We start from the raw sequence: 12,705 nt of genomic DNA on the forward strand, positions 1-12,705 counted from the left end.
TAGCGCGCTTGACGACGACATCCGCTAACCATCTGGCGGCGCATTACTCGCTCCAGCTCCGGCGAGCGTGCTCATCCCGCCGCGCACTAACCTGATCGCCCCGCCCCTCGCGGCGGGATGATCATTAAGCACCGGCTCACCGCCAAACGCTGGCACCCAATAGTCCAGCCCATCGATTTTTTCTATGTGGCCGTAGCGGGGTTTGTCGCGGTCATCGTCGTTACGCCCGTTATCAAACCCGCACAACATGGTGTAGTTCTTCATCTCGGACTTACCGCCATGTTTGTAGGCTTTGATGTGGTGCATCTGGCACTCGTCGGCAGGTTTTCCGCAGCCGGGCCACGCGCACACCGGGGTTTTCAGCCGTTGGCGCAGCCTCTGTTTCACAGTGGCGAAGCGTTCTTCGTCGTAAAGCCTGTAAAGCTCAAGGTCCTCACCGGTGATCGGGTCAACGATCAGCGCGTAGCCTTGGGCTGCGAGGTTGGCGCGGACGAAGTCAGCCCCTGTCATGGTGGTGCCGTTGGTCATGGACATGCGTACCTCGTCCAGCCCAAGCTTCTCCCAACCGGCGACGTCCTCGTTGAGCGGGATGATAATCGCCGGCTCCAGCACCGGGCCCTGCGCAGTGCCAGGTGCGGAGCCTTCCTCCGAGGTGTCAGACGCCGCCAGGTGCAAAAACGCCTCGGCGGGTGCAAGGCCGGTCTCGTCGGCAAGCGCGTGCGCCCGGTCCAGCGCAGCCTTCGCCAAATGCGCAGGCCCACGCACCGACACGTCCGTCAGCGTGGAATCGGGCACAGCCTTGTGGCTCAGCTTCATGTCCGGGTTGGGCTTGGTGGGGGCGTTGTACTGGGACAGCAGCTCGGCACCGCGCGCACGCAGGGCACGCAGGTTCGCCGTCTGCCGGGTCAGGGCGAGGCGCATCGGCCACGCGTGCGCGTCATCATCGAGCTTGCCGACGAGGCGTTCAATCTCCAGCAACGTATTAATCGTGTGCTCGTTGCGCGCTGCCGCCTTCCGCGCGTCTGCCTGTTTACGCGTGGAATGGGTGGGCCCGCAGTACGCTTTGCCCAGCTTCTCGATCTGCTTCGCGATCGTCGCATCGATTCCTGCGCGGCACAAGTCGATCACGCTACGGCCGTGAGCTGCCTCAATGACAGCCATGCCGCTGCGCCACTGCGCTGCAAAAGCTTCGAATGCGTCCATGGCTCTGACACTAAGCCACTCCGCAAAACCACGCGAGACTGTTTTCAAATCTGTGGATAACTCAGAGCAATTTCGGGCCGTGTGCGCACTACTGTGCGCAATTGTGGATAACTCTCGCGGCGATTTTCAGAAATGTGCTATGGGGTCGCCTCGCACCCTCGACGGGCACCACCACGGTGTGCCATACTTGTGGCATGAGTAACATGGCCTTTAGCGGATCCAGCGTTCTTGTGCCCCCTGTGTATGACATCGCGTGGAGTGGCCTGCTCCTGCTCAGCGTTCTGCTGCCTGTGGTGGTTGTGATCGGTGAGCGTCGCACCGGCTCGACATGGCCAGCAACTCTTGTGTGGGCGCTGCTTGCGTTGGTTGCCCCACTGGTTGGTTTTGTTGTCTGGCTTGTGTGGTCTGCCGCGATCCGCCCCGAGCTGCGGACCCGCCGTGACGCGTAGCGCCTAACGACGCTTATCGACGAGCCACTGGCCAACCTTTACCACTGTCCAACGAGGAGACAAACACTCCACCGCCAGGACTGGGTAACCGCTCCTGGTGGTAGATTCTGCTATGCGTTCCGTCTAGGCCTGCCTGAAGGGAAGCTGCTGAGCTGATGCTTGACGTGATTACCGGGTTCGCGATCATCTCTTTTTAACTGCCATTGTCCGTCGTCTGCTTATAGCACCCAGTCCTACACCGAGAGCAGCGCCGATAAGAAGCAAAGTCGAAAACGGGATCGCCGAAGCATTCATCAGTATGAGTGCTTGGACCACCCCAGTTAAGGTGGGAATCATAAACCACAACCAAGTAAAACCGCGTTGAGCCGTATCTCGCCACGACAAAAGAAGAGTCAGTACTGGGTTAAGGACAACCAGCGGGACGGCCCACCCCAGTGGCCCAAACACGGGCGAAACCAACAGAATTACTGTGGATACGAGTGCATACGTGATTAACAATCGCCATCGTGGTGCCATGGCATCAACTCCTAGCTGCAACGCTATTCTACGGAAATAATACAGAAAGAGAATTGTCTGATGCTTGACGTGATTACCGGTTTTGCCATTATTTTCGCGGTGATCGCCACCGGCTATGTGCTGGCCCGCACAGGTGTGATCGGCCCCGGCAAACAACGGCTGATGTTTAACAGGGTAGCGTTCTACGCGGCGACACCGGCGTTGTTGTTTTCGTCGGTGGCTGTCTCGGACGTGTCCACGTTCTTCTCCCCCGTTGTGCTGGTGGTACTTGTCGCCACCGTGGTGACGGCCGCGATTTACTGGGCGCTGTCGGCCGCGCTTTTTCGCCAGGATATTCCCACAACTACAGCTGGTGCTGCCTCTGCCAGTTATTTCAACTCGGTCAACATCGGGTTGCCGATCTCCATCTATGTCATCGGCGATGCCACCTGGGTGATCCCGGTGCTCGTGCTGCAAATGGTGGTGTTTACTCCCTTTGTGATCGCTGGGTTGACGGTGGATGGGTCGTCGTCACGCTCCAGTGGCGGTAAAATCGTGGAGGCGATCCGCTCCGGTATTACCTCGCCGGTAGTGGTGGCGCCCTTGCTCGGGGTGATTGTGGCGTGGCTGGGGATCACGGTACCTCAGCCGGTGATGGCGCCGATCGAGCTGCTGGGTGGCGCGTCAATTCCCATGATCCTGATGAGCTTCGGCGCTTCGCTACATGGTGGCACGGTGCTGGACCACAAACCAGACCGCCCCGCAGTGATCACGGCGACGGCGCTGAAGCTGATCGTCATGCCCATCATCGCGTTTGCTGCGGGCTGGCTTTTGGGCTTGCCGACGAATCTGCTCTACGCCGGCGTGATTCTTGCAGCTTTGCCGACAGCCCAAAACGTGTACAACTATGCGGCCACGTACCAGCGTGGGGAGATCGTGGCGCGCGATACTGTTTTTCTCACCACGTTCCTGGCGATGCCGGCGATGATCGTGATTGCTCTACTATTCGGGAACTAGTTTCGGGGGTACCGCGTGAGCAACGCGGGGGTTGCCCGGCACGGCAGCGGGGCAGGCGCCGCGGGGCTGCCCGGCACGGCAGCGGGGTCAGCGCTCGGACAGCTCGCGGGCGACCCATTCCTTCTTCGCGCGGCGTTTCTCGGACCACTCGGCTACAGCCTCCGTGGCTTCCATCCGCTGGTGGCGGAACACCAACATCGACAGCGGGAATGCCACAATCAGTGCCAGGAGCGCGGACATGACAAGGGGTACGGGGGCGTCGATAAGCACTGCGACTACTTGGATGATGATGGTTAGCACCACAAACATGACGATACGCAGGAGGCCATAAATCGCCACGGCGCGGTTCGCGCGCGAGCGGGTGGCTTTGACATCGGCGTCGTTCGGGGAACCTGGTGTAGTTGCGGACATGGAGGTAGACACGACCCCAAGCCTAGTCAGTCCAAAGTGGTAAACCATAACCAAGTAAGGTGGTGGGCATGGGACGGTTCATCCTCTTCATCTTGCTCCTGTTGGCTATTTGGCTGGTTTGGCGTGCGTTCGGCCCGGGCAGTCGGGCGCGTATCGACGCCCAACGGGCCAGCGAGCAGCCCCCGGCTATCAAAGGGCCGGATGACGACGAGGATTTTTTATGGAGCATCGAGAAACAGCGCTTCAAGCAGCGCCGGGCGAAAGAAGAACAAGAACGCCGAGCGCGTGAGGAAGAGGAGCGACAGAAAAAATTCCGCCGCGACCATCCTGAAGAGGGCCCGGCGGGAGGTGGCAGCAGTGGGGGGGAATGGCTAATCGTCGTTAAGCTCCTTAAAGCAAATCCCCAGACCGAGAGCGTGGGCGACGGCGACTACTTTCTCAAAGCGGACACCGGCGCCACCATGCTCGATGGTATGCAACGTAGAACGGGATACGCCTGCGGCTTCGGCAACTTCTTGTTGCAGGCGGCCGTCGGCGCGACGCCGGGCTGCCAGCGATTGTCCCAGTTCAATGAGGACGGGGTCTTCGCTGGCTGGTTTGCCGACCTTATTTCGTGGACCAGCCATGGCGAACTCCTTAGAAATTCTTGTTAAGATGCGTGGTGGTATTGTGGCTATCCTAGTTCCTTCAAGCCCAGTTTACAGCCCGATCATGTGGGTAAATCGTCCGTTTGTTGTGAGTCTGCGCAGATCAAGGGTTTATGTTCATACCAAGAGACCTACCAGGCTACATGCGTTAACTGTGTCGCGGTTTTCATAAGAGTTTGCTTTTGCACTACTTCTAACGATGGTTCCACACCCCGAAGTGGCACATGTTCGGCGATTCTCATTCGTGCGAATCACCCCCAAATGTAGTTCATCCAAAGATCAAAAGCGGGCGAGGGACGCTGCCCCTGCCCGCTCCGCGCGTCCTAGTTCAGCCCCGCATAGGAGTGTAGGCCCGACACCACCATGTTAATGAAGAACAAGTTGAAGATAGTGGTGGCCAATGCCAGCACGTTGATCCACGCCGCCTTGTAATTTTTCCAACCGGCAGTAGCACGCGCATGCAGGTAGGCCGCGTACAAAATCCAGGAAATCAGCGACACAGTCTCCTTCGGATCCCAACCCCACGGCCGGCCCCACGAAGCTTCCGCCCACACCGCACCCAGCAGAATGCCAATACCGAACACTGGCAGGGTGATGATCGCGGTCTTGTAGGTCAGCGAGTCCAGGGTCTTCGCACTCGGCAGCGGCTTTGCCACCGCACCGAAGAAACCATGCTCTTTGCCCTTCGGCTGCCAGATGCGCAGCAGGTAGAGCAGCGCGAACACACCAGAGACCATGCCGATCGACGCGCCACCAGCCACCGACGAGATATGCACCGGCAACCAGTGGGATTGCAACGCCGGTACCAGCGGTGAAACGGGAATATACAACGCCGTGTTATTGATGAACATCAGGATGACCATCGGGGTGAGCACCCATGGCCACATCGTGTGCCAGTTCTTTTTCTGCGCAACAATCGCTGCCACAACCATGGTGATCAGGGTGGCTAGGGCAATATATTCGTACATATTGCCTCCGGGGAAACGCTGCGCCGCAAGACCACGAGTAACCACGCTCACCAGGTGCAGTGCAATACCAAACCACACCAATGCCTGCGTCATACCCGCAAATTTGCGCGCGCCCTTCACCCGCCTATCATATTCCGCCTGGTCAAAGGGCTCGTCGATAAGCCCATGGTCTTCGTCGAAGTCGCGTGTCGACGACCCACCGCCGGCACTGACCAAAGCTTTCTCTTCGGCCTTCACGTCGGCCTCTTGCGCCACCTGCTGGGCGTCGCGCATCCGCCGCATATCGATAACGCCCTGCATCCGCCCGTAGTGTATTAACGAGACGATGAGCGCAACGAAATAGATAATGTACGCGGTCAGAAATGACAGGTCAGACAGTTCCGCCAGGTCGGTATTGACGTTCATGAATCCTCACCCTACCCTGCGGATGCTTGAACAGCCAAGACCATTAAAGATCGTCATAGCCCATGACATCGGAATCGTCGGAAGTGGGATCGACCTTGCCTAAGATCACGTCGGTTAGCTCGTCGAACTCGCCGGTCCAGCCAGCACGGTCGGTGCGCGCCAGGCCACCCAATTCGATGCGGGTGCGGGCTCGTTCCTCGCCCGCACCGGAAACACCAGCACGTTCCTCGCCCGCACCGGAAACACCAGCACGCTCCTCAACAAAACGCACCCACACCCGGCGGCGTTTAATCATCAGCGAACCAATCAGCCCAGCCAGCATCACAATCGCACTGGCCAGCACCCACCCTTGCGACGGGTCGTGGCTGATCTGGTAATTTGCGTACTCGGCGGCACCGTCGAAACGCACGGTAATACCACCGTCGATGGTTGCCTCGTCCCCAGGTTGAAGGTTAACGCGGTCCACCTTCTGCAGCTGGCCGTTAGCGATCAACGTTTGGTCAAGCGTGAAGATGTTCTGGGGACGGCCAGAATCCAGTCCAGCGTCACCACGGTAAATGTCGATGGCCATGGCTGGATCTTGCATGGAGGGGTACACCGAAGTTAGTTCATTATTATCCACCCCACCCCACTGCGCGGTGGGTGCGAATAAGCCCTCGATGGCGATCTGGTTTTGGCGGCGCTCAAAAAGATCTGGGTACATGCCGGCCGGCGGGTCAAAACGCATGACACCGGAGGAGAGGAAAAACGTCGGATCATCCGGCTGGAACTGGATCATCTGGGTGCGTGATTCACCATTCGGCCACGTCACCGTGATTTGTGGGGCGAATCCGTGTCCTTGCAGGTAGACACGGTCACCGCCGATGCGTAGCGGATGATTCACACGCAAGGTGTAGTCCTGCCACGTTTCTTGGTCGGTGGTGATCTCGTCGTCAAGCGCGTAGGAGATATCGGAGGTGAACTCGTTGGCCTGCCCGTTGGGTAGGTAGTCGGCTACGAAGTTGTGGGAAACAAAGCAGAACGGGGTCAGCCCGGTGCCGTCGAAAAGTGCGCCGGCGCGGAAGGAGTCGAAGTTGGCGGGCGAGGTGTTGCAGAATTCTTGGGACTGCTCGACGGGCACGGCGTATTCGGACTCGGATTCGGTGACGATGATCACTTGGCCTTCGTAGTAGATCATGCGCCCGACGAACACGGTGATTAAAACGGCGACGATGCCGATGTGAAAGATCAGGTTGGCCAGCTCGCGCCCGTATCCGCGTTCGGCCGCTAAAGAATTGGCTCCTGCCCTGTCTTCCTCGGCGCTGTATTCGGCTACGTGCCAGCGCTTCAGCGCGCGTGTTGCGTCTGCTTTGGCTTCTTCCAGGGGCTTATCGACGATTCCCTCTGCGTGCATGGGCATGCGGTGCAGAAACTTTGGTGCCCTGGTAGGTGGGGTCTTGTATGCCTTGTAGTGGTCCCAGGAGCGGGGCAGGATGCAGCCGACAAGCGAGACCATCAACAGGGTGACAATTGCGATAAACCAGGTGGAGCTGAAGACGTCGAAAAGCTGGAGGCGGTCGTAGATGTGGCCGAGGCGTGGGTTGGAGGCGATCCACTCATCAACCTGGAACTGGCTGACTGTGCGTTGTGGCAGCAGGGCACCTGGGATGGAGACGAGGGCCAGCAGGAATAGCAGCACCAAGGCGGTGCGCATGCTGGTGAGCCAGTGCCAGGCTTTCTTCAGCCATCTCCACACTCGTTGCACTAAGGGTTCCTTTCTTGCTCACGCTAAACAGCGCTAGATAACGGTGGTGCCGAAGTCGGCGACCAGTGTTTGCGACCAGCTAATGAAGTAGTTCCACACACCCGTCAGCAGCGCGATGCCGACGATGATCATGAGCACACCGCCGATCACCTGCAGGGTGCGCGAATGCTTGCGCACGAAGTCAAAAGTTTTCATGGCGCGGGCGGAGCCGAGTGCGATGAGGATAAAAGGCAGACCCAGCCCGAGGCAGTAGCCGATGATCAGCAGGGTGCCGCGTGCGGCCGTCATGCCGTCGGTGCCCACCGCGACCGAAATGATTGCGGCCAAGGTGGGCCCGAGACACGGTGTCCAGCCAAGCGCAAACACACCACCCAGCAGTGGTGCGCCGATCCAGCTCGCCCACTTTTTCGGCTGCATACGTGTGTCACGCTGCAGGGCGGGCACCATGCCGATAAACACCAGCCCCATCACGATGGTGACGGCACCGCCGATCCGCATCAGCAGGTCACGGTTGAGCTGGATGAGGCTGACGGCGCCGAACACGGTGACCGACATGAGGATGAACACAACGGTAAATCCCAGAACAAACAGTGCGGCAGCACCAACTACAGCGCCTTTCCGACGCTTGCCCACTTTCGGGCCGTACTTTTCGTCGATAGTCATTTCGCCGCCGACGATTCCGGTGAGATACGACATGTAACCGGGAACCAACGGCACGACGCATGGGGAGGCGAAGGACACCAGCCCAGCCAGCGCCGCGGCCACCAGGCCGATCAGCAGCGGGCCACTGGCGACTGCGTCTGCGAAGATTTCACCCATGCCGGTCAGCTTTCTTGCACTAATTCATCGGTGACGTCGAGGATGTCCTGGGCACTAACCTCGCGCAGGAAGACGGCGGCCGGGCGGTGCTCTTTGTCCAACACGATGGTGGTGGGGATCACCGAGGTGGGCACACCGCCTAACGCCGCGGCGGTTTTAAACGGTGGGTCGTAGATCGAGGGGTAGGTCACCCCATTGTCGAGGACGAAGTCGCGGGCGATCTGGGCGTTGTAGTCGCGCACATTAATCCCCAACACTGTGCCTTTGTCGCCCAGCTCTTCGTGTGCCTTTTGCAGGTCGTCGACCTCGGCGCGGCAGGGCGCACACCATTGCCCCCACGCGTTTAAAACAACAACCTGGCCCTCGAAGTCAGACAGGGTGATGGTCTCGCCTTCCTCCATGAGGGATTCGCCCGAGAAGTCCTGGATAGGTTTGCGCTCATCAGCGGGGTAGAAAATTTCCACCTCACCACCTGGGGAATGGAAGGCGAAGGTTTGGGCGTTTCCAGAATCTTGAGCGCAAGCAGCAAAACCTAAGCTTACAGCGGTGAGCACCGCTACCAGGCCAAGCTTCTGGCCACATCGTGTGTGCATTTAGATCTCTCGTGCAGGTGTGGAATAAAACGACTCAGTGAGTATGTCATCACGAAACAGCAAAGAGGTCACGCTCGTCAAATCGCACTGGCGGTCCAACGGGTTGTGCGGCAGCGGTTTGTCTGCCACGGCGCGCTGCACCATCACAATGGGTAACTGGTGGCTGACAAGGATCGCCTCATGTCCTTCGGCTTCAAGCCGTGCACGTTCGATGGCGTCCATCATGCGGGACAAAATGTCGTCGTAAGGCTCACCCCAGCTTGGCACCAATGGGTTAGTCATGTAACGCCAGCGGATCGGGTTCCACAGCTGCGAACGCCAGCCTTTGGTGCGCAGCCCCTCAAAACGGTTACCGGACTCGATCAGGGCGTCGTCGATACGCACATTCAGGCCGGTCACAGCAGCGATGGGTGCTGCGGTTTCCTGCGCGCGCTCCAGCGGGCTGGCCGCCAGGTAGGCAACGTCGTGGCCACGGAAGGATTCGGCGGTGGCGGCAGCCATGGATTGCCCGCGCGAGGAAAGGTGGTAGCCGGGGATTCGCCCGTACAAGATTTTGCCTGGGTTATACACTTCGCCGTGGCGGACCAGGTGAACGATGGTGGTAGTCATAGTGTGGTTTCCTTCTTCCTTATTCCCCGGCCGGAACGTTAGTGACGGCCGCGTCAGCGACGGCCGCGGCCGCTGCCTGAGCTGCTGGTGTGAGGGCGGCTTCAATGATGGCGAAGTCATCGTCGTTAAGCGCGGTGGACACAAACCAGGTCTCAAACGCGCTCGGCGGGCCGTACACGCCGTGGTCAAGCAGAGCGTGGAAGAAGGGGGCGTAGCGGAAGGTATCCGCGGCCTTCATGTCGTCGAAGTTGTGGCCAGCGCCTTCAGCAAACCGGATGGACAGCAAGGTGGAGGCGCGCTGGATGTGGTGGGCAACGCCCTCGCGGGTCAGAGCCTCGCTGATCAGGTTGGCTAGCTGGTCGGCGTTGGCGTGCAGCGTGGGGTAGATGGATTCGTCGGCAAGTGCCAGCGAAGCCAGGCCGGATGCCATGGCCACAGGGTTGCCGGACAGCGTTCCCGCCTGGTAGACGGGGCCGTTCGGGGCCAGATGCGCCATCACGTCGGCACGCCCGCCGAAAGCCGCCGCGGGCAGTCCGCCGGAGATGACCTTGCCAAAGGTGGTCAGATCACCCGCTACCTCGTCCACGCCGTACCATCCAGAGTAGGAGGTGCGGAAGCCGGTCATCACTTCGTCGATGATCAGCAGCGCGCCGTTGTCGTGCGCGATGTCCTTCAGTGCTGCGTTGAATCCTTCCTGCGGTGCGACGGTACCCATGTTTCCGGCGGCAGCCTCGGTGATGATGGCCGCAATTTCGCCCGGGTGCTGCGCGAACGCTTGGCGCACAGCATCCAGGTCGTTGTACTTGACGACGATCGTGTCGCCCGCCTGAGCACCGGTCACCCCTGGTGAATCGGGCAGCGCGAAGGTCGCCACACCGGAGCCGGCCGCAGCCAGGAGGGAATCCACGTGCCCGTGGTAGCAGCCGTCAAACTTGATAATTTTTGCCCGGCCGGTAAACCCGCGGGCCAGGCGCACCGCGCTCATGGTGGCTTCGGTGCCGGAGTTGACCATGCGCACCGCCTCAACACTGGTGCGGTCGATGATCGCCTGGGCCAGCTCCACCTCTGCTGCGGTGGGTGCGCCAAAACTCAGACCGTTTTTGATGGCTTTCTGCACGGCCTCTTCGATGGCGGGATAGGCGTTGCCGTGAATCATGGGGCCCCAGGAATTGACCAGGTCAACATACTCATTGCCGTCCACATCGACCAGGCGCGACCCATTTGCTTTGGCGATGAACCGGGCCTGGCCTCCCACGGAGCCGAAGGCGCGCACCGGGGAGTTCACACCACCCGGGTTGACGTCCTGCGCGCGCTGAAACAGCTCGGCAGATTTCGCAGTGTTCGACGACGTATTCTGGCTGAAAAGATCTGGGGCAGTATCACGGGCAGTCATGCGCACCATTGTAGCCCCAGTAGCCCTATCGGCCCTGACCCAATCCAGCTAGCCACGTTTCAGGCGACATAGGCACCCTAATTTCTGGCACTATGGGGCCCATGACTAATTCACTGAGCATTGCATTTCTCGGCCTCGGCCGCATGGGCACCGAGCTCGCTCTTAAACTCATCAGTGACCACCAGCTCACCGTGTGGAACCGCACGAAGGAAAAGACGCAGGCGCTCGTCGATAAGGGCGCTTGCGCCGCCGACACCCCCGCCGAGGCGGTTGCAGGCGCGGACCTGGTGATCACTTCTCTTTTCGGCCCGGACACAGTGCGTGAGGTCGTGATCAAGCCGAACCTCATCCCTGAGGGTGTGACCTGGGCCGATACCACCACTGTCTCGCCCGCCGATGCTGACGAGTTCGCCCGCGCTGTCGAAGGCTATGTGCATGCGCCGGTCGTCGGCACGCTCACCCCGGCGCGCAACGGCAAGTTGGGGGTGTTCGTCGGCGGCACGGACGCTTCACGACGCACCACTGTCGCCGAGGTGGTTGCACCGTGGGCTGCTGCAAACCCTGAGCGGCTCAAGGTTGTGGACTCCGGCGCGAAGGCAGCGACGGGCAAGCTGCTCGCCAACCTCGCGTTGGCGGTCAGCGCGCAGGGGTATAAGGAGGCGCTGTATTTAGGCGAGTCGCAGGGCTTAGATGCTGCTGAGGTATCTGATCTTCTAGGTTCAACCGGGTTGGAGTTTATGCGCACCATGAAGCAGCCGTTTGTGCTGGGTGAACGTGAGACCTCACCGGGTGACTTCACTGTCGATGCGATTGCGAAGGATGCGCGGTTGATGCTTGATTCTGCTGATCAAGATCTTCCCGCTGTGCGTGCTGCCTTGGATTCTTTGGAGGGCCAACAAGAGGCTGGTCGCGGGGACCATGATTTTTCGTCGCTTATGGTTTACCGGAATGAGCAGGGGTAGTTAGACCTGGCGACCTATGCAGAACCGCGTCACGTTCGGTTGTCACTTTTCTATATTCCTGTGGAAAAATTAAAAAATGACAACCGAAAGTGCACAGACGCGCCGCAGTGGCTATTTCGGAGCGGGGTTTTTGGATTGTTTGTAGAACACTGAGGCCATAATCACCACAACAAGCCCGATCGCCACCCAACCGGCCACTTTTTGGTACTGCTCCAGCACGTTCACCACGGGCTCACCGATGGCGTAGCCGAGCGCGAAGTAGCCCAAGTTCCACACGGTTTTGGCGATGAAGTTGAGCACCATGAAGGTGCGCAGCTTCATCCCTGTGGCACCACTCATGATGAACACCACGAGGGCGATCGGCAAAGGAATCGGCAGGTAGGCCAAGAAGATGCCGAACCAACCCAGCTTTTGGGTCCAGCGTTCAGCCCGATCTATGTTGCGGGCGGTGCGGGCCGACTGTTGCGCATTGACATCCAGCATGCCGCGACCCCACAATTTGCCGGCCCACCAATATACCCAGTCAAACTTGATGGCAACCAGCGAACCAATGAGCAGATACCAGATCCACCCCGGGGCCTCACCGACGGCCGCCAGCGCACCCGTCGACGCAGCACCTAAACGAGACCCGGTCAGTGCCAGCATGATCGGCGGGTCGAGGCCAAGCAGCCACGCCCGCAGCGGGATCATCGCCATGCCAAACACACCAATGAAGCCCAGCCACCCTAAACACCAGTAGTCGGCTTTGCCGGGTTTCTTGTTCCACGGCATACCGGGTTCTTGCCACCACTCCGCTTCAGTATCGACCTCAGCCTCAGCCACAGTCTCCGCCTCTACGGCAGCCTCAGCCTGCAGTTCTTCCTCAGCCTCAGCCTCTACTGGCAGTTCCTTTTCAGCGCGGCCGTCGAGATCAGATTCGCGGTCGCGGGCATGGTCGCGCGCGTCGTCCCGTTCGGCGGGGTTTTCTCCTGGTTTCTGGTTCACGATCAC

The 12,705-nt window shown here is 59.8% G+C and carries 13 protein-coding genes; 3 read left to right on the plus strand and 10 right to left on the minus strand.

Annotation, left to right across the window (positions count from 1 at the left end; translation table 11 throughout):
* Positions 1-24: 24 nt before the first annotated feature.
* Positions 25-1,203, minus strand: a complete 1,179-nt coding sequence (locus tag CKV99_RS10445) for an HNH endonuclease signature motif containing protein (protein ID WP_092260226.1) — start codon at positions 1,201-1,203, stop codon at positions 25-27.
* Between the two features lie 194 nt (positions 1,204-1,397).
* Here CKV99_RS10445 and CKV99_RS10455 point away from each other — a divergent pair, with 194 nt between their 5' ends.
* Positions 1,398-1,652 (plus strand): PLDc N-terminal domain-containing protein, encoded by a 255-nt coding sequence (locus tag CKV99_RS10455; protein WP_143063466.1) that lies wholly within the window; start codon positions 1,398-1,400, stop codon positions 1,650-1,652.
* A gap of 576 nt (positions 1,653-2,228) precedes the next feature.
* On the plus strand, positions 2,229-3,164 hold the full coding sequence (locus CKV99_RS10460; RefSeq protein WP_092260222.1) for an AEC family transporter: 936 nt from the start codon (positions 2,229-2,231) through the stop codon (positions 3,162-3,164).
* Between the two features lie 87 nt (positions 3,165-3,251).
* Here CKV99_RS10460 and CKV99_RS10465 read toward each other — a convergent pair whose 3' ends face one another.
* From CKV99_RS10465 to hemL, 8 genes are all read right to left on the minus strand, one after another.
* A complete protein-coding gene (locus CKV99_RS10465; RefSeq protein ID WP_092260264.1) occupies positions 3,252-3,575 on the minus strand; it encodes a DUF4229 domain-containing protein in 324 nt (107 codons plus the stop codon).
* 371 nt (positions 3,576-3,946) lie between these two features.
* Entirely contained in the window at positions 3,947-4,201 is a 255-nt protein-coding gene (locus tag CKV99_RS10475; protein ID WP_092260262.1) for a helix-turn-helix domain-containing protein, read from the minus strand.
* Between the two features lie 344 nt (positions 4,202-4,545).
* Complete coding sequence (gene ccsB, locus CKV99_RS10480) at positions 4,546-5,595, minus strand: c-type cytochrome biogenesis protein CcsB (protein ID WP_092260220.1); 1,050 nt, start codon at positions 5,593-5,595, stop codon at positions 4,546-4,548.
* A gap of 43 nt (positions 5,596-5,638) precedes the next feature.
* Positions 5,639-7,339, minus strand: a complete 1,701-nt coding sequence (locus tag CKV99_RS10485) for a cytochrome c biogenesis protein ResB (RefSeq protein ID WP_092260218.1) — start codon at positions 7,337-7,339, stop codon at positions 5,639-5,641.
* 33 nt (positions 7,340-7,372) lie between these two features.
* Entirely contained in the window at positions 7,373-8,158 is a 786-nt protein-coding gene (locus tag CKV99_RS10490) for a cytochrome c biogenesis CcdA family protein (protein WP_092260216.1), read from the minus strand.
* 5 nt (positions 8,159-8,163) lie between these two features.
* Positions 8,164-8,751, minus strand: coding sequence for a TlpA disulfide reductase family protein (locus CKV99_RS10495; protein WP_092260214.1), 588 nt, complete (start codon positions 8,749-8,751; stop codon positions 8,164-8,166).
* Positions 8,752-9,360: a histidine phosphatase family protein gene (locus CKV99_RS10500; RefSeq protein WP_092260213.1), complete on the minus strand. Its 609-nt coding sequence runs from the start codon at positions 9,358-9,360 to the stop codon at positions 8,752-8,754.
* A gap of 19 nt (positions 9,361-9,379) precedes the next feature.
* A complete protein-coding gene (gene hemL, locus CKV99_RS10505; RefSeq protein WP_092260260.1) occupies positions 9,380-10,753 on the minus strand; it encodes a glutamate-1-semialdehyde 2,1-aminomutase in 1,374 nt (457 codons plus the stop codon).
* Between the two features lie 113 nt (positions 10,754-10,866).
* On the opposite strand from hemL, the gene CKV99_RS10510 reads away from it, so the two are divergent.
* Positions 10,867-11,715 (plus strand): NAD(P)-dependent oxidoreductase, encoded by an 849-nt coding sequence (locus CKV99_RS10510; protein WP_092260258.1) that lies wholly within the window; start codon positions 10,867-10,869, stop codon positions 11,713-11,715.
* 111 nt (positions 11,716-11,826) lie between these two features.
* Here the strand turns inward: CKV99_RS10510 and CKV99_RS10515 are convergent, their stop codons facing one another.
* A complete protein-coding gene (locus tag CKV99_RS10515; RefSeq protein ID WP_231910012.1) occupies positions 11,827-12,699 on the minus strand; it encodes a DedA family protein in 873 nt (290 codons plus the stop codon).
* Positions 12,700-12,705: the final 6 nt, after the last annotated feature.

The organism is Corynebacterium cystitidis (genome assembly GCF_900187295.1).
GTDB classification, from domain to species: Bacteria; Actinomycetota; Actinomycetes; order Mycobacteriales; family Mycobacteriaceae; genus Corynebacterium; species Corynebacterium cystitidis.